The organism is uncultured Victivallis sp. (genome assembly GCF_944391105.1).
GTDB lineage: Bacteria > Verrucomicrobiota > Lentisphaeria > Victivallales > Victivallaceae > Victivallis.
In genome coordinates, this window is sequence record NZ_CALXSK010000044.1 from 1 (window position 1) to 24,724 (window position 24,724).

The window sequence follows — 24,724 nt, forward strand, 5'->3', positions numbered from 1 at the left end:
CTTTGAGGCGGAGTTTAACAAATAACAGAAAAAATATAACCAAAGAAAGGGTCAGTCTCTTGACTTTTTCATAATAGTGGTGGATCACGGGCAGCAACAACTGGAATCCGGTCTGCCACGCCGGGATGGTGGCCGGGGCGCTCTGCGTCGTCGAACTTGAACCGGAACTTGCGGAAAAGACCGTGAAACGCGCGGTCGAGAATCTGCCGCGTTCCATGAAGGCGAGCTATTTCCCGAACGGAACCTATCCCGAGGGGCCGATGTACTGGGGATATGGAACGGAGTTCACCGCTGTTTTGCTGGGGTTGCTCGACGCCGGGTTCGGGGAGGATTTCGGTTTGTCGGCGCAGTCCGGCTTTTCGCAGACGGGGGATTTCATCCGGGCGACGACCGGGCCGACGGGGAAGCCGTTCAACTACGCGGACTGTTCTCTCGGGCGGGGGCCTTCATTTGCAGTGGTTTACCTTGCGGAGAAATTCAATCGCCCCGACTGGTTCGACGGGGTCGAGCGGAATTTGTTTCAGAATTATGCGAAGGCGCGGCCTGAAGGCGGGCGAACCGGGAACCGGCTGCTGCCGCTTTCGCTGCTCTACCTGAGGGAGTCCGGCGAGGCGCGGAGCGTGCCGCTCTCCTATTACAGCGGAGACAAGGCGCTTGTGCCGATTGCGGTTCTGCGTTCGGACCAGACGGCGAATGCGGCGTGGGTCGGGCTCAAGGGAGGTGCGCCTTCCGGACCGCACGGCCATATGGACGGCGGTTCGTTCGTGTTTGAAACGGGCGGATATCGATGGGCGGTCGATCTCGGAATGGAGAACTACACGAAGATCGAGGCGGCGATCCCGGATCTGTGGGACTCCCGCCAGGAGAGCGGCCGCTGGAAACTGTTCCGGCTCGGGCCGGAGAGTCACAACATCCTGCGCATCGACGGAGCGCCGCAGAATGTGAAGGGGAAGGCGCGTTTCACGGAGTGCACGGACGTGTCGGCAAAGATGGATCTGACCGCGCTCTACACTCCGGCGGCGCGGCGGGTCACGCGCCGGGTGACGCTTCTGCCGGGGAGGGCGCTGGAGATCCGGGATCGGCTCACCGGTCTTGCGCCGGGCGTCTCGGTCAGCTGGCAGATGTGCACGGAGTCCGGGCCCGAGGCGCTTCCGGATGGATCGCTCCGTCTCCGGCACGGGAAGAAGTCGCTGATTCTGAAGAAAAACCATCCGGGCGCGTGGAAGATCGTCCCGGCTGAAGAGCTGCGCAAACCGTTTGAATCCCCGAACCCCCGCGCGAAAATGGTGAGCTTTGAAACGGAGAGCCCGGAAAGCGGAACGATCGAACTGGTCGTGCACTTTCTGCCGGAATAAAAAATTTGCAAAACCGGCCGTCTGAACGTATATTATCAGAATTGCAATCAGGGGGGAAGGTTCCGGTGCTCAGGGTAGAAAATCTGACGAAATGCTACGATGCCGAAACGGCGCTCGACCACGTGTCGCTCTCGCTCGACGCGGGGCGCATTCTCGGACTCATCGGCGAGAACGGCGCCGGAAAGTCGACCTTCACAAAGTGTCTCACCGGGGTGGTGCGTCCGACCTCCGGGACGATTTCGATCGATCCGGGCGTCTCGATCGGCTGGATCCCGCAGGAGTTCAACCTCGTCCCGGATCTGACCGTCACGGAGAACATCTTTCTCGGGCGCGAAAAGAGCCGTTTCGGTCTGCTCGACCGTGCGGCGATGCGGCGGGAGGCCGAGCGGAGATTCCGGAAACTGAACGTCGAGATCGATCCGGATGCGCTCGTCTCCGAACTGCCGCCTTCCGGCAAACAGATGGTTGAATTTGCCAAGGCGCTCGATGAGAGCCACCGGCTGCTGCTGATGGACGAGCCGACCACGATCCTGAACGAGGAGGAGACGCGGCGGCTTTTCGCGATCATGCGCGAATTCAAGGCCGCGGGCGGATCGATCATTTACATCTCCCACAAGCTGGCCGAAGTGCGTGAGATCTGCGATGAGATCGCGGTTCTGCGCGACGGGGTGCTCGTGAGCGTCTCCCCCGCTTCGGAACTCGATCCGGCCGAGATGGCGCGCCGGATGGTGGGGCGGGAGCTCTCGCACATGTTTCCGGAGCCCCCGGCGAATCCGCCGGGCGGACCGGCACTGGAAGTCGAGCATCTCAAAAGCGGCCGGGCCGTGCACGATGTGAGTTTCACGCTGCGGCACGGGGAGATCCTCGGCGTGGCGGGGCTGGCCGGCGCGGGGCGGACCGAGATGGCGGAGGCGATCATGGCGCTGCGCCGGGTCGATGGCGGCACGATCCGCGTGGACGGCAGACCCGTGAAGTTCCGCCGTCCGTCCGACGCGGTGGCGGCCGGACTCTCGTATCTGCCGGAGGACCGGCAGGGGAGCGGGATTCTGCCGGGATTCTCGATCGGGGAGAACATCACGCTCGTGTCGCTTGCGCGCTACTGCCGTGGCGGGCTGCTGTGCCCGGCCTCGATCCGGGAGGCGGCGGAACGTTACGGACACGAGTTTCAGATCAAGCCGAACCGTCCGGGAGCGCTTTTGAGCGAACTATCCGGCGGCAATCAGCAGAAGGTCGCGATGGCCAAAGGCCTCGATACGCGACCGCGAATCTTTATTTTCGACGAACCGACGCGCGGCGTGGACATTGCGGCGCGGCGCGACATTTATGAATTCATCCGGAAGTGCGCCGACGACGGCGTGGCGTGTCTGCTGATCTCCTCGGACATGGAGGAGATTCTCGGCATGTGCCGCACGGTCATGGTCATGCGCGAGGGGCGGGTCGCGGGCTTCCGGTCCGGGGAGAAGCTGACCCAGGAGGAACTGATGTATCTGGCAATCGGAGTGGATCGATGAAGGGCAGGATCAATTGGAAAAGCGTCCGGGATTCCGGCGGCGTGTGGATTGCGCTGGTCGTGTTTCTCGTTGCGGCGGCGATTTCGAACGAGAACTTCCGCTCGCCGCAGAATCTGGTGAACATCACGCGCCAGGTGTCGTACAGCGGCATCATCGCGCTCGGAATGACTTTCGTGATCGCGGCGGGGGGGATCGATCTGGCGGTCGGTTCACTCTTTGCACTGGCGGGGGTGGTTTCGCTCTTTGCGATGAATGCGGCGGGCGGACCGGAGAGCGTGCAGCTCGTCGCGGGGCTCGGGGCCGCGCTCGGGGTCGGCGTGATCGGCGGAGCGTTGAATGGAGTGCTGGTCGGTGCGGCCCGGGTGCAGCCGTTCATCGTGACGCTCGGGACGATGTCGATTTTCCGGTCGCTCGCGCTCTACTTTTCGAACGCGGGGCTGGTGCGCACGGACAATGTGCTTTACCAGAAATGCGGGATGGCGGAGTTCGGAGGAATTCCGCTGCCGACGATTCTGCTTTTTGTACTGACTGCGTGCCTTGCTGTGGTGCTGAAGCTCACACGGTTCGGGCGGCATGTCTGCGCGGTCGGTTCGAACGAGCGGGTCGCATACTACTCGGCGATCCGGACGGGGCTGGTGAAGTTCTGGACCTACGTTCTGGTCGGCGGGCTGGCGGGGCTGAGTGCGTTTCTGCTCGGCGGGCGGCTCAATTCGGTCAGCAGCTCGGGAGCGGGGCTCTCGTATGAACTCGACGCGATTGCGGCGGTCATCATCGGCGGAACGGCGATGACCGGCGGAAAGGCGACGATTCCGGGGACGCTCGCGGGCGTGCTGCTGCTCGGGATTGTCTCGAACGTGCTCGACATGTGGGGAATCTCAGTCAACTTGCAGGGGACGGTCAAGGGACTGGTCATCATCATAGCCGTACTCATCCAGTACAAACGGAAGGATTGATTTTATGAAGAAGTTGTTTTCCTTGTTCGGCGCGGCGCTGCTGGCGTTCGCGGTTGTGTCGTGCGGAGAGGCGAAGGCAAAGAAGACGAAGATCGGCGTGTCGATACCGGCGGCCGATCACGGCTGGACCGGCGGTGTGATCTACAGCGCCGAGAGCGCGAAGAAGAAGCTTGAGGCCGCGAATCCTGATTTCGAAATCATCATCTCGACCGCGCGCGACGCCTCCGAGCAGGTCAACAAGATTGAAAATCTGCTCGTGCAGGGGGTGAAGGCGGTGGTCGTTCTGCCGCAGGAGCCGGGGCCGCTGACGAACGTCTGTGATATGGCGAAACGGGAGGGGGTCTTTCTGGTCACGGTCGACCGCGGGCTCGAGAAGCCGATTCAGGACGTCTATGTGGCCGGCGACAACGCCGGATTCGGCCGCACGGCCGCCCAGGCGCTCGTGAAGGCGCTCGACGGCAGGGGCGACATCCTCGTGATGGAGGGAATTCCGTGCGTTGTGAACACCGACCGGGTCGAGGCGTTCAAGGCCGAGATCGCGAAGAATCCGGGCATCCGGCTGCTCGAGTCCCAGTCCGCCTACTGGGACACCGAGAAGGGACTGAAGCTCATGGAGAACTTCCTGCAGAAATATCCGAAGATCGACGCGGTCTGGGTCGGGGATGACGATGTTCTCATCGGCGCGTTGAAGGCGCTCGAAGAGTCGAAGCGGCAGGATGTGAAGCTCATGCTCGGCGGCGGGGGCGCGAAGGCGATTGTGAAGCGCGTGCTCGACCGCGATCCGGTCGTCCAGATGACGGTCACGTATCCGCCGAAGATGATCGAAATCGGCATCGAATCGGCGATCGCGGGGCTGAAGAACGGCGGGAAGGCGAAAGAGGCGAAGATCGTGATTCCCTCCGAAGTGGTCACGCCGGAGAACGCGTCGGAATATTATTTCCCGGATTCGATTTACTGAAGGATGACGATGATTCCGGCACTTGCGGCATACGCGCTCGGGCGCCGTCATTTCGAGCACTTTCCGGGGCGGGATGATCTTGTGCCCGTGGTACTTGTGCACGGGTTGCTGCACCGGGGCATCGTCATGCGGAGTCTCGCGAAATTTCTGAATGAACGCGGATATCCGGTCTATGTGTATGACTACAAGACCACGCGGCGCGGGATCGTCGCGCACGGGCGGATGTTCGCGGAGTTCCTGCGGGAGCTGCCGGAAAAGCGGGTCGACCTGGTGACGCACAGCATGGGCGGCTTGCTGACCCGGGTGGCGCTTGCGGAATTCGAGGGGACGCCGATGGCGGAGAAGATCGACCGCGTGGTCATGGTCGCTCCGCCGAACCACGGGTCGCAGATGGCGGAGGATGTGGCGCGGAATTTCCCGCCGTCGAAACTTCTGGTGCGTCCGCTCGACGAGCTGTCGAACCGGGAGGGGGCGCTCTGCCGGTCTCTGCCGGTTCCGCGCGGGTTTGAGATCGGGATCATCGCGGGAGATGCCGATGGAAAGGTCTCCGTGGAGTCGACCAAACTTGACGGGATGAGCGATCATGGGATTGTGCATGCGCGGCACGTGAATATTTTGTTTCTGCCGGAGGCGCGCGGACAGATTCTTGCATTTCTCGAGACCGGCCGGTTCCTCCATTGAAACTGTTTGGAAAATTTTTCTGGAAAGGATTGTTTTATGCCGATTTTCAATTACAAATGCCGCGATTGCGGAACGGAATGTGAACTGCTCGTGGCTCGTTTCGACTCTGAGGTGGAGTGTCCGAAGTGCGGTTCGTCCGGGATGGAGAAACTCCCGAGCCGCTTCGGCGCGGTGCTGAACGGCGGAGCCGGTTCGTGCGCGAATCGGGATCTCTGCCCGTCGGGCCACAAGTGCTGCGGGAACTGCGGCTGCGGCGGTCACTGATGAACAAGCAGCAGCTGCTTACGGCGCTTGAGTCGATCGGGATGCGTCCCGGGCGGGGGCTCGGGCAGAACTTTCTGCTGGACGGGAATCTGCTCGACTTCATCGTGCGTCTCAGCGCGCCGAAGAAGGGGGAGAAGATCCTTGAGGTCGGGCCGGGATTCGGCGCGCTGACCTCCCGGTTGCTCAAGAGCGGTGCGGAAGTGTATGCGGTGGAGTTCGACCACCGCATCGCGGAATATTTGCGCGCGCACGTTGAGAAGGAGAACTTCCATCTGACCGAGGCCGACGCGTGCCGGGTCGATTACGTTGAGCTGCTGGGGGGAGGGGAGTTCCGGGCGATTGCGAATCTTCCTTATTCGATCAGTACGATTTTCATCGCGCGGATGCTCGATCTGCCGCGGCCGCCGGAGTCGATGTTCTTCATGCTTCAGCGCGAGATGGGGGAGCGGCTGAGCGCGGCGCCGGGAACGAAGAATTACGGAGCGTTGTCGGTGCGGACGCAGCTCAGATACGAGGTGAAACTTGAGAAAATCGTGCCTCCGGAGGTATTTTTCCCGCCGCCGGAGGTCGATTCCGCGATCGTTTCGTTCCGGCTGCGGCACGGTGGAGACGGGGATGATCCGGAGCTCTGCCGTTTGCTGCCCGGAGTGGTCAAGACCGTATTTGCACAGCGGAGAAAGCAGATGGGCAAAGTGCTCGGGCAGAACTACGGGAAGGAGCGGGCCGCGACAGCGCTCGCGGCGATGGATCTGCCGCCGGAGATCCGCCCGGACAAGCTCACGGTGGCGCAGTTCGCCGCATTGACCCGCCGTCTTTTTGATCTGCCCGGTCCGCGGTCGTGATGGACGTCTCCGGCGCGGAATCACGGTTTCTTTCGGGAAACGGGTTGCAACCGGGCGGGATTCATGGTATATTAAAGGATTTACCAGAGGAATATGGAACTATGGATCAACCCCGGAACACGGTAGTTGCGATCATCGGGCTTGGACTGCTCGGCGCTTCGCTCGGGATGGCGCTGCGCGGCGGAGCGTTCCGCCGGACCGGCTGGACGCGACGGGAAAGCATCCGCCGCTGGGCGGTCGACTGCGATGTACTTGACGAGTGCGAAGACTCACTTGAAGAGGTTCTCGGCAAGGCGGATCTGACGATTCTTGCCCTTCCGCTCCCTGAGATCGAACGGTATCTCAAAGAGTATGCGCACTGCTTCCGCCCCGGCTCGGTTGTGAGCGATATCGGCAGCTGCAAGTCCGGGGTGATGAGGGCGGCGGAAGCACTCAAACCGTTCGGCGTTCATTTCGTCGGCGGCCACCCGATGGCCGGAACCGAAAAGTCCGGTCCCGAGTCGGCGTTCCCGACGCTCTACCGCAATGCCGATGTTTTCGTCTGCCCCGGCGGGGATTCGCCGGAGGAGGCGGTTGAACTGGTTGAACGCCTCTGGCGGTCGGTCGGCACGAAGACCTCCCGCATCTCGGCGGAACGACACGACGACCTCGTTGCGCATACGAGTCATGTTCTGCACATCCTCGCCTCGGCGCTGGCGCTTTCGATTCTCGACGCGCCGGATGAGGAGTTGCGGCTTGAACGGTTCCGCGGTTGTGCTACCGGATTCCGCGACACCTCGCGCATCGCGTCGAGTTCGCCGCTCATGTGGCGCGAGATCATCGAGAACAACCGTGACGCCGTGCTGGTTGCCATGCGCGATTTCGACCGCAGATACGAAGCCTACCGCCGGATGATCGAAGCCGGCGATTTCGACTCCTTCGAGCGGGAGTTCGCCCACGGTAAACTGCTGCGCGACAGCTGGCTGGAATACAAGAGCAGGAAACGGGAATGAACAAGGAATTAGCAATCAATATTGAAAATGCGTCTGTCCGTCTCGGCGGCCGCGAAATCATCCATGACATGCACTGGCAGGTCAAAAAAGGCGGCCGGTGCTTCATCCTCGGTGCGAACGGCGCCGGCAAAACCACGCTCGTGAAGACGCTCATGGGCTATGCGTGGCCGAAATTCGGTGCGAAGGTCGAAGTGCTCGGCCACCGGTTCGGACAGACCAACCTCGTAGAACTGCGCAAGCGGATCGCCTGGGTCAGTCCCTTCATGAACCAGTTCACGAATACCGAGAGCACGGGACTGGAGATGGTTCTCTCCGGATTCGACGGCACGCTCGGGCTCACGCGCAAGGCGACTGCCGAGGAGATCGATACGGCCAAGGCGCTGATGGAACGATTCCGCTGCGCGCACCTGACCGATCAGGAGATCTTCACGATGTCGAGCGGCGAGCAGGTCAAGATCATGATCGCGCGTGCGTTGCTGACGAAACCGGATCTGGTCATCCTCGACGAGCCGAGCGTCTATCTCGACATGGCCGGGCGCGAATTCCTGCTCGAGGAGATCCGCCAGATTGCGGAAAAACTCCCCGAGGTGACCATCATCTTCATCACGCAGCGAATCGAGGACATTCTGCCGGTCTTCAGCCGGGGGATGATCCTTGCGAAAGGACGGATTGTCGAGAGCGGTGAGCGCGATGAGATTCTGCGCGAGGAGGTCCTGAGCGCCGCCTACGGGCTGCCGATCAAGCTCTGGAAGAACAAGGCCGGCCGCTACTGGGCGATGCTCGAATAGCCGATCCGGGGGCCGGGAGGGGAATCGAACCTCCGATCGCTTAGAAGATCAGGTATTCAAGCATGCCGAGGTACTCGTAGACGGCGCGTTCACAGTCGCTCAGATTCTCGGCCGAGGGGACAATTTTGAGGATTCCGCCCGCATTTCCGCTGACCCGCGTGGCGGGTGCCGGAAGCGCATTGAGTTCGTACCGGTCGGAGAGCATCATGAGCCGTGGCATGTGGTACGCCTCCGAGACGAGAATTTTCCGACCCGGTTCCTTCGTGAATGCCTGAACCTCCTGCCGGGAGTTCAGCGCGTTCTCGAGGAAGGCGATGCGTTCCGGCGGGATGCCGTAATGTCCCAGAAATGCGTTGAGCGCCTCACGTTTCCGCCCGGGGGCATCGTGTTTCCCCGTGATGGATGCGACGATCCGGTACGGGATCTTCCGTTCTCCGAGCACCCGGCCGATGCGTGCAGCCTCGTGCAGCCGCAACTGCATCTCGTCGTCGAACCAGCGCTCGGGCGGAACGCCGGACTCGGCGTGAAACCCGTGTCCCGCAACGACGATGGTGTAATTTTCTTCCGGCAGCTCCTCCGGCTTCAGTGGCGGATAGACTCCGGTCAGCGTGTGCAGCAGGAGCTGCCCCGCGAGCGATCCGATGAGGAGAAGCAGCACTCCTGTGACGAGCAGCGCGTTTCCCGCCTTCCGGCAGCGGGTGCCGAGTTTCGGCCAGAGTACGAGTGCGAGGCCGGCCGCGAGCACAAGCAGAAGGAACGGCACCGGGAAGAACAGCCGGGCGATCAGCTTTTTCGCCATCAGCAGAAACATCACGCTTCTCCGGCACGCATTCTGCTGCGGATTTTCTCCGCAAGGGCCGCGTTCTGCGGAACGAGCCCGAGTTCCGCGCCGAAGGCGATTGCGTCTTCGGTGTTGCCCCAGACGTCGACGGGACGGTGCGCGTCGGAGCCGACGACCGCCTGGACGTTGTATTCGGCCATGACCTCCCAGAAGCATCTCCACGGATACTGCGGACGACGTCCTTCCGGGGTGTCGACCCAAAGTTTGCGCAGACCGTATGCGTTGATTTCGAACGGGATGCCGAATGTGTTCGACGCCTCTGCCAACTCCACGGCGAGCGAACGCAGCTCCGGACTCCAGCACGGGTATGCCGCGAGGAACATGTCCGGATGCGCGACATAGTCGAAGAGCCCCGTCGCCATCGCCTCGATGATGAGGTCGGTGAAGGCGCGTGTCCGTTCCGGCGAAGTCGGCGATCCGCCGCCGATCCCGGGCGGATCCGTGAAGTGCGGTCCGAGAATCCGGTAGTGGAACCGGCTGCCGCTCGAATAAGTGTCCTCATAAAATCCCCGCCCGAGAGAGGGGACGAAATCGACTTCCACCCCGGTGAGAATGCACAGCTCCGGGAAGAGTCGCCGCATGCGTGAGAGATCAAGTCGATACTCCGTCAACTCGGAAAATTCCATGCGGGAACTCCCGAACCGCCCGTCCGGAAACGGTGCGTGATCCGAAAATCCGAGCACGGAAATCCCCTGCTTCACCGCCTCCCGGCAGTATTCGTCGACTGCGCCGCTCGCATGACCGCAGCGGGCGGTGTGTGTATGAAAATTGATTCTTTCTCCGAAATTCATTTTCAGTACCTCAATTGTGAGTTCCAAGCGGCAGGAGCTCCTGGTGGATGGTGCTGCCGCTGACGGTGATCCGGTTGACCGCGTACCACTCGTTTCCCTCGCGTTCCAGTCGGAAGATCGAACCGCAGTAGACCGTCATCGGCCGGGACAAAAGCAGCTTTCGCCGGTGCATGTGGCCGAGCGCCCAGTAGTCGACCGGAGCTGCCGCAAGTTCCTCCAGCGGCACGGGGGCGGCATAGGGCTGCGTTCCGACGTTCGCGTGAACCAGGCCGATCCGGAATCCGGGTTCATTGGCGAGAAGCCGGGCTTCGCCGGCCGCAAGATTCTCCGTGACCAGACGGCTCCCATGGCTGACTCCCGCCACCGAAACTTTCTGCGGTTCGCCGTCGAAGGTGAAGCGTTCGATTTCCGGCTCCGTGCTGAAAAGCCGGACGTTGCGGGGAAGCAGCGGCGCGATCTCCCATTCGGGCAGCGGATCGTGATTTCCTGCGGCGATGAGCACCCGGATCCCCGATTTTTCAAGTTGCCGCATCGCTTCGAGGAACCGCCTCCTGCTCTCCGTACAGTGAAAATTCCGGTCGAACACATCTCCCGCGAACAGCAGAAAATCGGCATCTCCCGCGACGGTAGCATCGATGAGCCGGTCGAACGCGGCGAAGAGCCCCGCCCGGAGACGCGCGGCCTCCGCCGGGGTGACCCCTTCCAGACGGTCGAACGGGAATCCGAGGTGGAGATCTCCGGCGTGGATAAAACGGAAACTCATGCCCCCTCCAACCCGGCCGGTTTGTCCGGCAGTGCGATGCCGCAGCGCAGAGCGAACTCTCCTCCGGCGCGGAAGAGCTCCTCGCCGAATCCTCCGAGGCCGTGAGCGTCCGAACCAACGTGGAAGCGGCAGCCGCATTCGCGCGCGATGATCATGATCCGTTCGTATTCACGCAGTGCTCCGGCGGGGAGACGCGTGATCGCGGAGAGATTCAGCTCGATGGATTTGCGTTTTTCCGCGGCCGCGCGGAAACACTCTTCGAAGAGCGGATCGGGGATTCCGGCGAGCAGCTCTTCCGCGCGGTTGTAGAATCCGACCGGCACGAACGGATGCGCGATGCCGAAGGCGAAATCGATCTCACACACTTCGAGAAACCGGTCGACGAGCAGTTTGCGGAGTTCATCGGATCGTGTCATCCCCTCCGGACGCACGAACCCCTCCATGTGGATGTGGCTGGCCGGGACGAGGACGAAATCAAACAGCGCCGCATGTTCCGGCGTGAGCCCGACCACTCCGTTGCCGATATATTCCGTCTCGCATCCGACGAGCAGCCGGGTGCCGGGAATCGTGACGTCTGCAAGTTCCCGCCGCAGCGAGAGCACATGCGGAATGTCCTGCGGGCGATACCAGTCGCTCGCGCCCGGCACATCGGCGTCCCACAGGTGGTCGGCGAATCCGATGACCGGGAAGGATCTGCGGCGGATTTCCGCAAGATAACCGGCGGGTTCGGAATCCGGCCTCGCGCAGCTCGACAGGTTCGTATGAATGTGGAGATCGTGCATGTGATGTCCCTCAAAACCGGCATGTCCCGATGGAAGAAACAGCCTTGTGTAACATAGCACTTCGCCCCGTTTTTGTAAAGTTGCCGCCGGAAAAAATGATTTTTTTTTGTTTTCGCCGGAAATCAGGGTTGTATTTTCAAAATGATGATGCTAGTAGTAAAACAGCCCGGAGGGGAAAACCGGGTGCGAGTTCTTCCAAAATTGTCTATTACGGAATGCAAATCCAAACATAAAGGGAGGAGTCTATGACCAAAGCCACCGAGTGCAGAAATTTCGTTGTCGCCGGACATTCCGGCTGCGGGAAAACCACGCTCTGCGAACTGATGCTCTTCAAGTGCGGGGCGATTCCGCGGCCGGGCAGCGTCGAGGCGAAAAACACCGTCTCCGACTTCATGGCTGACGAACAGGAAAAGGGTTCGAGCATCTACTCCTCCGTGATGAACTGCAAGTGGAAGGGCGATGAGTTCTTCTTCGTCGACACTCCCGGATATGCCGAATTCATCGGGGAATACGTCGCCGCCGTGCGCGAGGCCGACGCCGCGCTCGTGGTGGTTGACGCCGTGGACGGTCCGCAGATCGGTACGGCCCGCGCCTGGAAACTCTCGAAACAGCGCGGCATTCCGCGCTTCGGCATCGTGAACCGTCTCGACCGCGAACGGGCCGACTTCAAGGCCACGCTGGAGCAGATGCGCCGGAATCATGGGAAAAACGTCATCATTCCGCTCTACTGGCCGGTCGGTTCGGAGGCGAACTTCAGCCGGGTGGTCAACGTTTTGTTCGACAAGGACATCCCGGCCGAGATCGCGGATGACGTGGCCGAATGCCGCGGACTCTGGCTCGACGCGATCGCCGAGACCGACGACGAGCTCATGATGCGCTACCTCGACGGCGAGGAGCTGACCGACGAGGAGATTCACACCGGGCTTCTGAAGACGATCAAGAGCGGCCGCACGATCCCGGTGTTCGCCGGCAGTTCGGTCAAGGATATCGGTATTACGGAACTCATGGATGCGATCGTCGCGCTTTTCCCGTCGCCGCTCAACTACGTTACGGTCGACGGTGCCAAGCGCAAGATCGGCGAGGATTGTCCGCCGATCGGCATTGTGTTCAAGAGCCTGAACGATCCGTTCAGCGGTCAGCTCACCTTTGTCCGGACTGTCTCCGGAGTGTTCAAGGCCGACACCGATGTTTACAATCTGTCGCGGCCGGGAGTCAAGGAGCGGTTCGGCTCGCTGCTCTTCATGAACGGCAAAAACCAGACTCCGGTAAAGGAGGCCGGGCCGGGCGCAATCTTTGCGGTTGCGAAGCTCAAGGATACGCACATCGGCGACACGATTTCGGCTGTTCAGAACGAAACGCCGCTGCCGGGGATCGAATATCCGGATGCGGTCATGTCCTACGCCGTTTCGGCCGCGAAGTCCGGTGACGACGAGAAGATCGCGGCCGGGCTCGCGAAGATTCGCGAATGTGATCCGACCGTCCGGCTTCGTCGGGACGAAATCACGCATGAGTTCCTGCTCTCCGGCATGGGGGATCAGCACCTCGCGATTGTTGCGAAGCGGCTGAAGGATCAGTTCAAGGTCGAAGCGGTTCTCGATACGCCGAAAGTGCCGTACCGCGAGACGATCACCGCTCCGGGTGAAGGGCATTACCGCCACAAGAAGCAGACCGGCGGCGCGGGGCAGTTCGCGGAAGTGTTCCTCCGGATCGCTCCGAACGAGGCGGGGTACGAGTTCGTGAACGAGGTCGTCGGCGGAACGATTCCGAAGAACTTCATCCCGGCGGTCGAAAAGGGCGTCGCCGAGACCATGGAGAGCGGCCCGCTGGTCGGCTGCACGGTCGAAAAGGTGCGCGTCGCCGTTTACGACGGCAAGTACCATCCGGTCGACTCGAATGAAATGGCGTTCAAGATCGCCGGCCGCATGGCCTTCAAGGAGGCGATGGCCCAGGCGAAACCTGTTCTGCTTGAACCGGTCATGCACGTCGACGTGCATATTCCGGATGCGTACATGGGCGACATCACCGGTGATTTGAACCACAAGCGCGGCCGGATTCTCGGCATGAGCGTCGAGGAGGGTATGGAAGTGGTCGCCGCCGAAGTCCCCTACGCCGAAATGCGGAAATACGCGACCGAATTGCGCAGTATGACCCAGGGACGCGGCTCTTTTGAGATGAATTTCGTCCGCTACGAACAGGTTCCGGCGAACGTCGCGAACGAGATCATCGCCAAACATCAGGCGGAGGCCGAAGCCGAGTAGAACGTCGGGGCTTACGGCAACGCGGGAGGCGGTTTCGTCTCCCGTTTTTTTGCTGCGGCGTGTAAAATTCCAGCATTATTTTACATGGTTGCAGTCATATTTTGCGGAGTATGAGAGGAGAGGTATGACGATCGCGGACATTGCCCGGATGGCCGGGGTGAGTGTGAGTTCGGTATCGAACTATTTCAATCGTCCCGGGCGGGTCGGGGCGGCGACGGCGGCCCGGATTCGCGCTGCGGTGGCGAAAACGGGATTCGTGCCGGATGTGCATCGCCCCGGTCCCAAAACCGGGGAGCGGATCGGGGTGAAAACGGGAAACATCGCATTTCTTCACCCCGGAGGCGGATTGCTGCGCCGTTTTCTGGCGCGACCGGGAATTCCGCGGCTGCTGGAGGGAATCGAACGGGCGCTGGAGGCGCGCCGTCTCCGGCTGTTGCTGCTCGGCGCGGGGGAGGGGGGAGCTCTGCCGGAAAATTTCGACTCTCGCAGCTGCGACGGGCTGATCGTGTACGGCGGAGCACTGCCTGTTTCGGCGGAAGGCCTGCTGCGCGGCGTCCGGATGGTCTCCTGCTGCGGTGTGCCGGAGGAGGGCGGCGCGACCGATCCGCTGGTGACGTGGGACGGTGTCCGGGCCGGAGAGATTGCGGCGGAGTTTCTGTTCCGGCAGGGGCATCGGCGGGTTGCGGTCTTCAATCCCGACGCGACCGATGCGGAGTATCGGCGTCGAGCGGCCGGATTCCGCCGCATTGCGCACAGCTGCCGGATGGAGGTGACGGAGTTTTCCGTGCCGGGAATTTCCGCCCATTCCCCCGCGGTTGCGAACCGGATTCTGGCGGGGCGTTTTCTGCACGGCCCGAATGCGCCGACCGGAGCGTTTTTCTGCTCGGACGGAGCCCTGACCGGAGTGTGGCGCGAGCTGGGCGGCGGCGCTCGCGGTCTTGAACTGCGCCATGTGATCGGTTGTGGAGCGGACGATGCGGCGCTGATTCAGCTCGCACCTCGTCCGGCAACGGTGGATCTGTGTTTCGAGGAGGTCGGCCACCGGACGGTGGAGCTTCTCTGCGCCCTGCTGCGCGGCGAAGAGCCGCCCGGGCGGGCGGTGATCGTCCGCCCGGTATTGCGGCCCGGCCGTTTCGGCGAATCTCAGAGCGTGTCGAAAAGCCAGGTCGAGAGATAACGCTCGCCGGAGTCGGGGAGCAGTACGACGATGGTTTTACCGCGCCACTCCGGTTTCCGGCTCATGCCGAGCGCGACCGAGAGCGCCGCACCGCCGGAAATCCCGATGAGGATCCCTTCCGTGCGCGCACACTTCCGGGCCGTTGCTCCCGCGTCTTCCGCGCTGACGGGCACGACTTCGTCGATGACGGAGCGGTCAAGCACCTCCGGAATGAAGCCGGCGCCGATCCCCTGAAGTTTGTGCGGTCCGGCCGGCCGGCCGGAGAGCACGGCGGAGGTGTCCGGCTCAACCGCGACGATCCGGATGTCGGGATTGTGCTCCTTCAGACAGCGGCCGACCCCGGTGATGGTTCCGCCGGTTCCGACCCCGGCGACGAAGGCGTCGATCTTTCCGTCGGCATCCGCCCAGATTTCCGGCCCGGTGGTCGCAAGATGAGTCGCGGGATTCGAGGGATTGGCGAACTGCTGCGGGATGAAGCTGCCGGGATTCGCGTTCCGGAGCTCTTCGGCTTTTGCGATTGCGCCCTGCATGCCGAGCGCTCCGTCGGTCAAAACAACCTCCGCGCCGTAGGCGGCGAGCAGTTTGCGCCGTTCGATGCTCATGGTTTCCGGCATGGTCAGGATCAATCGGTATCCCTTGACGGCGGCTGCGAGCGCAAGGCCGATGCCGGTGTTGCCGCTGGTCGGCTCAATGATGAGCGCGCCGGGCCGGAGGGCGCCGGATCTTTCGGCTTCTTCGATCATCGCGAGGCCGACGCGGTCCTTCACGCTGCCGCCCGGATTGGCCGATTCGAGTTTAACGAGAATTTCCGCATTTCCATCGTTGAGCCGGTTGATTCGGACAAGCGGCGTATTACCGATCAGTTCAGCGACATTGTTGGCGATGTGTCCCATGGTCTCTTCTCCTTCCAGGGCTGAATCCGGCCGGGCATGATTCCGTGCCGGTGCTTTTCTTCATCTGATAATATAACTCCGGGGGGCGTTTTTTGCAATTCGAGCCCGGACTGCGGCCTGCTGGCGGAAAAATCGCGATTTCCTCGAACTCCCGCGATTGCATTTCCCGTTTGCGGATGTACATTATTGAGAAAATGCAATCGGTTGTATTGTTACGCAATCCCAGATATAAAGGAGAAAAATGCGACAGGAAGAGATGAAACTGTACCTTGACCGCTGCCAGCGCTTTCTGCGGCGCTGCGAGCCGGATCTGCTTTCCGACGCGCGGGAGATTCAGGCGGAGTTCGCACACAGCAAAGAGCCGGTCCGCTGGGTCGACCGGCTGAAGCTGCAGTATAAGCCGATCAAGACCGGCGAAGACTGGGGCGAGGCGTGGGACAGCGCCTGGTTCCATCTCACGGCGGAGCTCCCGGAAGCGTGGAAGGGAAAACCGGTCGCGATGCAGCTGAATCTCTCCGGAGAAAGTCTCGTGTTCGACGCGGAAGGCGTTCCGGCGTTCGCACTGACCGGAAACAGCGTCATCAATGCGCACTACACGAAGGAATACTGCCAGTTCCCGCCGGATTTTCTGAAGGACGGGCGGCTGGATCTTTACGTGGAGGCGGCCGCAAATTCGCTGTTCGGCGTATTTATGGATGAGGAACCGCACCGGCTCATCGAAAAGCCGGAGGGGTATTTCCCCGGCAAGGTCAAGACGATGCGGATCGGTCTCTTCAATACCGAGCTCTGGCACATGCGGATCGAGCTGGAGCTGCTGTTGAATTATTATGAGACGCTTCCCGAGAACGACTACCGCCGCCGCAAGCTGCTCGCAGCCATGAACGAGGCGGTCAACGCCTATGCCGACGATCCGGCCAACGCGGCGGCGGCGCGCAGGCCGCTTGCAAAAATGCTTTCTCTTCCGGCGCTCGGGTCGGCGATGAAGGCGAGCCTGGTCGGTCATGCGCATATCGATACGGGGTGGCTCTGGCCGGTGCGGGAGACGATCCGCAAGTGTGCGCGCACGTTCGCCAATCAGCTCGACATGATGGAGAAATATCCGGGATATGTGTTCGGCGCCTCGCAGCCGCAGCACTACGCGTTCGTGAAGGAGCATTATCCCGAACTTTACGAAAAGATCCGCCGTCGCGTGGCCGAAGGGCGCTGGGAGCTTCAGGGCGGCATGTGGGTCGAGGCCGACTGCAATCTGATTTCCGGCGAGTCGATGGTCCGGCAGTTCCTGCACGGCAAGAACTTCTACATGGACGAGTTCGGGTTTGACGTGAAGAATCTCTGGATTCCGGACGTGTTCGGCTACTCGGCCGCGCTGCCGCAGATCATCCGGAAGAGCGGCTGCGATTTCTTCCTGACGCAGAAGATTTCGTGGAATCAGTTCAACCGCTTTCCGCACAACACGTTTTTCTGGGAGGGCATCGACGGATCCGAAGTTCTGACCCACTTCCCGCCGGAGGACACCTACAATGCGTTTGTGCTGCCGACGGAACTCTGCGCGGCGCAGAACCGCTTCAAGGAGTCGGATCAGCTCGATGAGTTCATCAGCCTTTTCGGCATCGGCGACGGCGGCGGCGGTCCGAAGGAAGAGCACCTGGAACGCGCTCTGCTGCTCGAAAATATGGAGGGAATGCCGAAGGTCAAGTTCGGCCGCGCCGACAAGTTCTTCGAGCGTCTCGCCGCGAGCGACGCCGTGAAGAACCGCAAACTCTGCCGCTGGGTCGGTGAGTTGTACCTGGAGATGCACCGCGGTACGCTGACCACGCAGGCCCGCACGAAGCGCAACAACCGCAAACTCGAACAGCTTCTGACAGCGACCGAGTTTATCTGCTCGATGGCTCCGGTTTCGGAGTATCCGGCGGCTGAGCTCGACAAGGCGTGGAAGACGCTTCTCATCAATCAGTTCCATGATATCATCCCGGGATCTTCCATCGGGAAGGTCTATGCCGTGACCGAGAAGCAGCATGCGGAACTCTTCGAGGTGTGCGGCCGTCTCATCGCCCGGGCGGCGGAATTGATCACGGTTCCGGAGTCGGATGCGCTGACGCTCGTCAACACGCTTTCGACGCCGTACACGAATCCGGTCGAACTGCCGGAGGATTGGGCCGACTGCGAAATCACCGATCTTGCCGGAAACGCCGTCGAAGTTCAGGGGCGTCGCGCGGCCGGGATGATTCCGGCTTCCGGTGCCGCGGTCTGGAAACGCGGCGCGAAACGCGCAGCCGCCGTTGAGGAGAGTCACTCCCTGGTGCTGGAGAACCTGCTGGTCCGGTATGAGTTCGACGCCCGCGGAGAACTTGTTCGCGCCTTTGACAAAGAGGCCGATTGCGAGACGCTTCGCCCCGGCGAAAACGGCAACGTCTTCAATCTCTACGTCGACCGTCCGAACACCTTTGAGGCGTGGGATGTGGATTTGTTCTACGAGCAGGAACAGCGGACCGGTGCGGAACTGATTTCGCATTCAAAGCGTGTTTCCGGTTCGGTCGAGTCGACGCTTTCATTCGAGTGGAAGGTTGGAAACGCCTCGTTTATCCGGCAGACGGTCCGTCTTGCGGCGAACTCGAAGCGGCTCGACTTCGAAACGGAGGTCGACTGGCACGAATCGCGCCGCATGCTCCGCGTGAATTTCCCGGTGGCGGTCAGCGCCGGCGAGGCCGCATTTGAAATCCAGTACGGCTATGTGAAGCGCCCGACCCATTCGAACACGAGCTGGGATATGGCGAAATTCGAGGTCGTGGGGCATCGTTACGTCGATTTCTCCGCCGGGAAATACGGTGTCGCGATGTTGACCGACTGCAAGTACGGTTACCGTACAAACGAAGGGAACCTTGATCTGTGTTTGCTGCGTTCGCCGAAATATCCGGACTGGAATGCCGATCAGGGACGCCAGGTGTTCACTTACGCCTATCTGCCCCATGTCGGAGCCCTTGCCGAATCGAATGTCTGGAGCGAGGCCGCGCAGCTGAACCGCCCCCCGCTGCAGTTTGCCGGCCGCCGGCTGACCGCGGAAGTGCCGTTCTCGGTGCTGGGCGGATCCGTTTCTCTTGAGGTTGTCAAGAAGGCGGAGAAGAGCGACGATCTCGTGATCCGGCTCGTGGAGACCGCAGGGTCGGCTTCGCGCACCCGGCTCTGCACAACGCTGAAAGATGTCCGGCTCATCGAGACCAACCTCATCGAATGGGAAGAGCTTGATTCCCGCGAGTTCCGGAACGGCGAAGTCGAACTCGACTTCCGGCCGTTCGACATCCGCACCTTCAAGGTGCGCCGGACACGCTGAACATCATACACATCAGGCCGTCCGCAAACCGGAGAACGATTTGCGGACGGCCTGTTTTTTTCTTTGCTTTTACCGGTTGGCGAGCCCGATTCTAACCACCCGGCCGCTCATGGCGGCAGGCGCGTCGAGCCGGAACTCGTTCCCGACGATCGAGGCGGTTCCCGTTCCCGGCGCGGCAAATTCTTCGAGAATCCGCCATTCGCCGTTCGCAGGCAGACGGAATGCGATCTGCGAAGGCGGATCATTGAATACGTGCAGGAAGAGCGCTGCCTCCGTGCCGTCCGCGCTGCGGCGGATCAGGAGCTGGTTCCCGCGCAGCTGCCGCCATGCCGGTCCCATCATCGTTGCGAGTCTGCTGGAACCGTGTTTCAATACCGGAACGAGCCGGCGGTAGAACTCCATCGCCCGGCAGGTCAGTTCCCACTGTTCCGGGGACAGCCCGAGAACGTCCCCCGAGAGGCAGAACCGTCCGAGCATGGCCGATGAGAGAATGTATGCAAGTTTCTTCTGATCGTGTTCGGGTTTCACAACGGCCCAGATCTGACACTGACGCGGCAGCATGAGCCGGTGGAGCGACCCCGCGATCACCGGAATTTCCGGCTCCTCATGCGCGTCCGAAAACGAAGACATCGAACTCAGAGCGAACATCGACGGCTCCAGCCGGTGGCCGCCCGAGGAGCAGTTTTCAATCACGAGCCCCGGGTTGGCTTCGCGCAGACGCCGGAACATCCGACAGGTTCCGAGCACCTGACGCCGCAGCCCTTCTCCGGGGGAGTCCGGATCGTCGCAGCCGAAGCCGACGGTCTCGTTGTAGTCGACCTTTACATAGCCGAACCCGTTCTTCCGCAGCATCTGGACAACTCGCTCCTCCAGATAGGCCACCGCTTCCGGATCATTCAGATTCCAGAAATGACGATCAGGGAAGATCGGAATTCCGTCGAGCGTGAGATGATGCTTCTCCTGCTCCGTGAATGCCCGGCTGCCCGGGCCGCACACTTCGAATTCAAACCAGATTCCGGGACGGAAACCGCGTTCGCGCAGCCGCTCAGCCGTCGCCTGGATCCCGTCCGGGAAGAGTTCGCCGCTCGGAATCCAGTCCCCCTGCGAGTTGAACCATTCCGTGCCGGGCGTCTTGAACCATCCGGCGTCGATCACAAAGTAACGCACCGGAGTTCCCCGGAGCTTATCGGCGATCGCAAGGATGCTCTTTTCGGTCGGATTCCCCCAGGTCGTACACCATTCGTTGAAGATGATCGGCAGCTCCTCCTCGGATTCCGGCACGTCGAGTCGTGCCTCCTGCTCCGCGAGCAGCCGTTCGCACAGCGCCTCGAATCCCCCGGTGGAACACGCAAGGAACGCTTCCGGCGCGGAGAAACTCTCCCCGGGCGCGATGGTTTTGCTCCAATGGCCGAATTCGCGGTCCGCCAGCCCGCCGGAGAGACTGAAACTGAAGTTGCGGCGGCGCGAAAACTCGATCTGCCACGATCCGGCCCAGGCGAGCTGAACTCCGTAAAAGAGTCCGGCCGCGGTGTCCTCCACTGCCGCGAACGGATGAAATCCACGTACCGGCATGGTGCCGATCTGTCCGAACCGTTCGCAGTTGATCGAGTGTCCGCTCCAAGAGCGTTCCAGATGGAGCGCTTCGGCCGTGTCGCAGACATGATACCCCTCCGCACTCCAGTTCGAGCGGAAGCGGTGCAGCTTGATCCGGCCGGACTGCTGCTCCGCCGTTTCCGGACCGATGCCCCCGATCGCGAAACTTTCGATCATGTCAAGCACGACCGGCCGGTCCGACAAATTGCGGAATTCGATCCGCACGGTGAAAACCGGCGTTTCGTTCCGCCAGGAGAGGCGGTGAATCAATTCGTATCCGCGCGGATCTGCGAGAGTGGTGACGATCTCCCGGTCGCCGACTTTCTGGTCGCGAAAGCGGAATGACTCGGTCGAGCCGTTCTCCCGCATCGTACGTCCCGCCCCGAAGCCGCAGGTATTGTGGTCGCCGCGGATCTTGACTTCCGCCAGCGGCACGGGCGACTCCTCCGGAACCGTTTCCCGGTCGGGAGCTCCGGCGGAAGCAAGGGTCAGTTCCACCCGGCCGCTTTTCGGATCGTGCCGATAGCGGAGCTCCGTGTCTCCGACCGGAAAACGGGAAAGTTCCACGATGCTCATGAGTTACATCTCCTTCGTTCAGAGGTCTTTCCCCAGGTCGACCAGCCCCGGCGCCGCAGGCGCTTTCGGTGGCGGGGCCGAATTTCCGGTCGCGGCGGCATCTTCTTCCGAAAGCAGATCGGCGGCCTTGACCAGACCCGCGCTCGGATCGGCGAAGTCGACCCCCGCACGGGCGGTTTCTCCGCCGACAAGCGTGACGATTCCGGTGTCCGGGTTGCGGAACAGCATCGGGATCGTACTGGAGATTTTGCGATACTGGTTCGCGACCGGCTTGCCGTCAACGGAGAAGGCCAGGTACTGGAACACTTTCGGCGAAAGCGGCATGAGCAGATGAATCCGGCTGAGCATGTCCACCTGAACCGAGAACCGCTCGTAGCCGACCGCTTTGCCGATCCGGATGACGGAGTAGATTTTCTTGCTGTCTTCGATCACAAGATAATAGGCTTTCGTCGCACCTTCCGTGATCGAGCGGATGTTGTAGGTGCGCTCGACCGAAACCGCGTTCGGATCCCCCTGCGGATTCAGGTCCGGAACGCCGACGGTCTGTTTCCAGACCGAGATTCCGGGCTCGACGTTGAATTTCAGATCCACGGTTTTGTATTCGCTCGGCAGCATCGAGTGCGAGACGTAGGCGTGAACCCGGTAGACCCCCGTCCGGTCAAGCTGGTAGTAACGGTTGATCGGCACAATCATGCGCTTGATCTGCCCCGGCTCCAGAACCAGGCCGCGCACGGACAGTTCCATCCCCGGCCGTTTGGGCACGATGTTTCCGCGCTGGTCGGTTACTTCGAACAGGATGTAGCCCTGGAGTTTCGGGTTCTTGCCGAAGAGCAGCGGCCGGGCGGTGTCGTTTCTCAGCGTGACGCATGCGTAGATCGGTTCGAACTGGATATAGTTGGTGCGGTTCAGCGTGAGATCCATGCCGATTTGCGCCGACGCGGTCAGCACCGCGCCGCAGATGAGAAGAGCTTGGCAGATGATTTTGATCATGTTGTTTCTCCTGTTGCCAGAGTTTGGATGCAATCGTTGGCGATACGGGCAGCGTCAAGCCGGTGGCAGGCGGGGGGCGCTTCCGGACAGTTCCGTTTCAGACAGCCCAGGCATGCCACGTCCGCCCGATAGATTCGATGATTCCCGCCGTAGGGCCCGGTTCTGGCCGGATCGGTCGGCCCGAAAAAACCGAACACCGGCTTCCGCAGGGCAGCCGCGGCGTGCATCGGACCGGAGTCATTGCTCAGAACCAGCCGCGAAGAACGCAGCAGTTCCATCATGACCCCGAGCGAGGTTTTCCCGGTCAGGTCGAGCAGCGGAACTTCGCTGCCCGCCGCCTGCCGGATCTCCGCCGCGGCCGGCGCGTCGCCGGCCGCACCGACGACGGCGAATACACACTCCGGCACTTCGGCGTGAATGCGCCGGATCACCTCGGCGAACAACGCGGGCGGAAAGGTTTTGGTTTTCCAGCGGCTTCCCGGCAGCAGAGCGACAAGCTGCTTCGGAAACGGCACAACCAGTTCCCGGAGTTTTGCCGCATTCTGCGGATTTTCCGGCAGAAACGGTTCGGGAACCGGATCGGAGCGGCCGAAGAGCGCGTTGACCAGATTCACATTGCGTTCCACCGCGTGTCCCGCCGGGACATCGAACGCGAGACGGTATCCGAGTTTTGCCGCCGGTTCGCGCGGATGTGCGAACCCCGCCACCGGCCCCCCGCTGGCCGCCGTCGCGAAAATCGCGCTTCGGACAAGTCCCTGAAAATCGATGATCAGATCGTAACGCCGACGCCGGAGCTCTTTCACCAGATGCGCGAATTCCGGAATCAGCGTCAGCGGCCGGCCGAGCCGCTTGCGGTTGAACAATATCCGGTGCGTGACCGGGAACGGACTGTAGTCGAGAATCTCCGCAAAAGCCGGATGCACAAGATAGTCCAGTTCGGCTTCCGGGCACTCCCTGCGCAGCAGTTCCAGTGCAGGAAATACGTGGAGGATATCCCCCAGACTGCTCGGCTTGATCGCCAGAATCCGTTTGATTTCGCTCTTCACTTGTCAGAACAAGGTCGCGTGAAGCTCAGCTGCCCATCGCGAGGCGGGTCGCAAGACGCTCCGGCAGGCCCGCGTCGATGATTTTCTGCTGCTGCCGGGCGATATCGTAGGGCAGCCGGTAACGCGTGACATAACGTGCCACAGTGTCGAGCACGGCGAAACTCGCCCGCGGATCGCGGTTGCGCGGCTGGCCGATGCTGCCGATGTTGAAGAGATATTTGTATCCGATCTTGATCTCGACCGGCAGTTCGTCGGCGAGGGTGTAGTCGAAATTGTCGTCCTCAAGTTCCGGGTTGTAGTTCCACTCCTCGATCTCGTCGATATGACTTGAGATCGGCTTTTTGCAGAACGCGACCGGCACATGCGAGTGGCCGCAGAAGCAGAGCGACGTGAACTGATAGTTGAAGTTGTCGGCCGCGTGATGAGCGTCGAAGATGTATCCCCAGTTTTCCGGCGAATCAAGCGTGGCGTGAACGAGCGTGGTGTTGCACCCCTGCAGGGTCGCGCGGAACGGGGCGCTGCCGATCCAGGCACGTTCGTTTTCATCGAGGTGGGCGCGCGTCCATTCAACGGCTCGTTTGGCGTGGGGGTTGAAGCCGGAGATTTCGATGTCGCCGTTGGCCGTGTACTCATCGTGATTGCCGCGAACCCGGGCGACGCAGTTCAGCTCGTACACCGTGCGCACACACAGTTGCGGATCGGCGTTGTATCCGACGATGTCGCCGAGCGAAACATAATGGTCGACTTCGAGTTCCCTGCACTTTTCAAGCACCACCTTCAACGCGTCATAGTTGGCGTGGATGTCGCTCAGAATCGCATATTTAGCCATCTTACCCCACTTCTCCGGACTGTTTCCCGGCGCGGGAGGCGTCAGGGGGTGCTCCCCCTTCTTCCCGCACCGTCCGCCGCCGAAATCCGGCGCGGATTTTTATCTGAAAATACGAAATACCGCAACAGGGGCACGTCGACTGCTGTAAGCCGGATTCTGTCCTCCGCCCGAGGCGGATGGGCAATCATCTGTCTGTGCGACCAGAACCCGGGGTTCATAACGCCGCGAGCAACGGCTCACCCTCTATTTGGTCTTGCTGCGGGAGGGGTTTACCATGCGGCACCGCTCTCGCTGACGCGCCCGGTGGGCTCTTACCCCACCTTTTCACCCTTACCCGGATGTATCCGGGCGGTATCCTTTCTGTTGCACTGGCCTTCCTGCGGCGTATTGTCCGCAGTATCCTTCTTTTCAAAAGGACTCCCCGCTCTATGCAGTCCGGACTTTCCTCAGCCGGAATGTTTGTGACACCCGGCCGCGATTGCCCGCAATCGACGTACCTTCTGTTAATATAAT

General features: G+C 61.5%; 22 protein-coding genes and 1 other RNA gene. 12 read left to right on the forward strand and 11 right to left on the reverse strand.

Features of this window, described 5'->3' with window-relative positions; translation table 11 throughout:
- Window positions 1-217 (reverse strand): hypothetical protein (locus tag Q0K10_RS12425; RefSeq protein WP_294507547.1); only part of this gene is annotated, 217 nt, incomplete at its 3' end.
- Between Q0K10_RS12425 and Q0K10_RS12430 the strand changes: the two genes are divergently transcribed.
- From Q0K10_RS12430 to Q0K10_RS12470, 9 genes are all read left to right on the forward strand, one after another.
- A complete protein-coding gene (locus Q0K10_RS12430) occupies window positions 183-1,355 on the forward strand; it encodes a heparinase II/III family protein (RefSeq protein WP_294507549.1) in 1,173 nt (390 codons plus the stop codon). The two genes, Q0K10_RS12425 and Q0K10_RS12430, sit on opposite strands and share 35 nt — an antisense overlap.
- Before the next feature lie 65 nt (window positions 1,356-1,420).
- The gene (locus tag Q0K10_RS12435) at window positions 1,421-2,866 is read left to right on the forward strand and encodes a sugar ABC transporter ATP-binding protein (RefSeq protein ID WP_294507551.1); all 1,446 of its coding nucleotides are present in this window, start codon (window positions 1,421-1,423) and stop codon (window positions 2,864-2,866) included.
- Window positions 2,863-3,819 carry an ABC transporter permease gene (locus Q0K10_RS12440; protein ID WP_294507553.1) on the forward strand — a complete coding sequence of 319 codons (957 nt, stop codon included), beginning with the start codon at window positions 2,863-2,865 and terminating at the stop codon, window positions 3,817-3,819. The genes Q0K10_RS12435 and Q0K10_RS12440 overlap by 4 nt, the downstream gene beginning before the upstream one ends.
- 4 nt (window positions 3,820-3,823) lie before the next feature.
- On the forward strand, window positions 3,824-4,777 hold the full coding sequence (locus Q0K10_RS12445) for a substrate-binding domain-containing protein (RefSeq protein WP_294507555.1): 954 nt from the start codon (window positions 3,824-3,826) through the stop codon (window positions 4,775-4,777).
- 9 nt (window positions 4,778-4,786) lie between these two features.
- Window positions 4,787-5,458, forward strand: coding sequence for an alpha/beta fold hydrolase (locus tag Q0K10_RS12450; RefSeq protein WP_294507557.1), 672 nt, complete (start codon window positions 4,787-4,789; stop codon window positions 5,456-5,458).
- Window positions 5,459-5,494: 36 nt separating this feature from the next.
- Complete coding sequence (locus Q0K10_RS12455) at window positions 5,495-5,722, forward strand: zinc ribbon domain-containing protein (protein WP_294507559.1); 228 nt, start codon at window positions 5,495-5,497, stop codon at window positions 5,720-5,722.
- Window positions 5,722-6,564: a 16S rRNA (adenine(1518)-N(6)/adenine(1519)-N(6))-dimethyltransferase RsmA gene (rsmA, locus tag Q0K10_RS12460; protein ID WP_294507561.1), complete on the forward strand. Its 843-nt coding sequence runs from the start codon at window positions 5,722-5,724 to the stop codon at window positions 6,562-6,564. Before Q0K10_RS12455 ends, rsmA begins: the two co-directional genes overlap by 1 nt.
- 101 nt (window positions 6,565-6,665) lie before the next feature.
- A complete protein-coding gene (locus Q0K10_RS12465) occupies window positions 6,666-7,556 on the forward strand; it encodes a prephenate dehydrogenase (protein ID WP_294507562.1) in 891 nt (296 codons plus the stop codon).
- Window positions 7,553-8,344, forward strand: a complete 792-nt coding sequence (locus Q0K10_RS12470) for an ATP-binding cassette domain-containing protein (RefSeq protein ID WP_294507563.1) — start codon at window positions 7,553-7,555, stop codon at window positions 8,342-8,344. The genes Q0K10_RS12465 and Q0K10_RS12470 overlap by 4 nt, the downstream gene beginning before the upstream one ends.
- Before the next feature lie 40 nt (window positions 8,345-8,384).
- On the opposite strand, the gene Q0K10_RS12475 is transcribed toward Q0K10_RS12470, so the two are convergent.
- From Q0K10_RS12475 to Q0K10_RS12490, 4 genes are read right to left on the reverse strand one after another with little or no spacing between them, the layout of a single operon-like run.
- Window positions 8,385-9,155: an ElyC/SanA/YdcF family protein gene (locus tag Q0K10_RS12475; protein WP_294507564.1), complete on the reverse strand. Its 771-nt coding sequence runs from the start codon at window positions 9,153-9,155 to the stop codon at window positions 8,385-8,387.
- Window positions 9,155-9,976, reverse strand: a complete 822-nt coding sequence (locus Q0K10_RS12480; RefSeq protein WP_294507565.1) for a histidinol-phosphatase — start codon at window positions 9,974-9,976, stop codon at window positions 9,155-9,157. Before Q0K10_RS12480 ends, Q0K10_RS12475 begins: the two co-directional genes overlap by 1 nt.
- A 10-nt stretch (window positions 9,977-9,986) precedes the next feature.
- Window positions 9,987-10,739: a DNA repair exonuclease gene (locus Q0K10_RS12485; protein WP_294507566.1), complete on the reverse strand. Its 753-nt coding sequence runs from the start codon at window positions 10,737-10,739 to the stop codon at window positions 9,987-9,989.
- Window positions 10,736-11,521, reverse strand: a complete 786-nt coding sequence (locus Q0K10_RS12490; protein WP_294507567.1) for a hypothetical protein — start codon at window positions 11,519-11,521, stop codon at window positions 10,736-10,738. The genes Q0K10_RS12485 and Q0K10_RS12490 overlap by 4 nt, the downstream gene beginning before the upstream one ends.
- 245 nt (window positions 11,522-11,766) lie before the next feature.
- Here Q0K10_RS12490 and fusA point away from each other — a divergent pair, with 245 nt between their 5' ends.
- Window positions 11,767-13,779, forward strand: a complete 2,013-nt coding sequence (fusA, locus tag Q0K10_RS12495; RefSeq protein ID WP_294507568.1) for an elongation factor G — start codon at window positions 11,767-11,769, stop codon at window positions 13,777-13,779.
- Between the two features lie 124 nt (window positions 13,780-13,903).
- Window positions 13,904-14,956: a LacI family DNA-binding transcriptional regulator gene (locus Q0K10_RS12500; RefSeq protein WP_294507569.1), complete on the forward strand. Its 1,053-nt coding sequence runs from the start codon at window positions 13,904-13,906 to the stop codon at window positions 14,954-14,956.
- On the opposite strand, the gene cysK is transcribed toward Q0K10_RS12500, so the two are convergent.
- Window positions 14,923-15,849 (reverse strand): cysteine synthase A, encoded by a 927-nt coding sequence (cysK, locus tag Q0K10_RS12505; RefSeq protein ID WP_294507570.1) that lies wholly within the window; start codon window positions 15,847-15,849, stop codon window positions 14,923-14,925. The two genes, Q0K10_RS12500 and cysK, sit on opposite strands and share 34 nt — an antisense overlap.
- Window positions 15,850-16,090: 241 nt before the next feature.
- Here cysK and Q0K10_RS12510 point away from each other — a divergent pair, with 241 nt between their 5' ends.
- Complete coding sequence (locus Q0K10_RS12510; RefSeq protein ID WP_294507572.1) at window positions 16,091-19,177, forward strand: glycoside hydrolase family 38 C-terminal domain-containing protein; 3,087 nt, start codon at window positions 16,091-16,093, stop codon at window positions 19,175-19,177.
- Between the two features lie 69 nt (window positions 19,178-19,246).
- Here the strand turns inward: Q0K10_RS12510 and Q0K10_RS12515 are convergent, their stop codons facing one another.
- The 5 genes from Q0K10_RS12515 to rnpB form a co-directional block, all read right to left on the reverse strand.
- The gene (locus tag Q0K10_RS12515) at window positions 19,247-21,346 is read right to left on the reverse strand and encodes a glycoside hydrolase family 36 protein (protein ID WP_294507574.1); all 2,100 of its coding nucleotides are present in this window, start codon (window positions 21,344-21,346) and stop codon (window positions 19,247-19,249) included.
- Between the two features lie 18 nt (window positions 21,347-21,364).
- The gene (locus Q0K10_RS12520; protein ID WP_294507576.1) at window positions 21,365-22,336 is read right to left on the reverse strand and encodes a hypothetical protein; all 972 of its coding nucleotides are present in this window, start codon (window positions 22,334-22,336) and stop codon (window positions 21,365-21,367) included.
- On the reverse strand, window positions 22,333-23,382 hold the full coding sequence (locus Q0K10_RS12525; RefSeq protein ID WP_294507578.1) for a glycosyltransferase family 9 protein: 1,050 nt from the start codon (window positions 23,380-23,382) through the stop codon (window positions 22,333-22,335). Before Q0K10_RS12525 ends, Q0K10_RS12520 begins: the two co-directional genes overlap by 4 nt.
- Before the next feature lie 25 nt (window positions 23,383-23,407).
- Entirely contained in the window at window positions 23,408-24,211 is an 804-nt protein-coding gene (locus Q0K10_RS12530) for a metallophosphoesterase family protein (protein WP_294507580.1), read from the reverse strand.
- Between the two features lie 129 nt (window positions 24,212-24,340).
- Window positions 24,341-24,705, reverse strand: an RNA gene (rnpB, locus tag Q0K10_RS12535) — RNase P RNA component class A.
- Window positions 24,706-24,724: the final 19 nt, after the last annotated feature.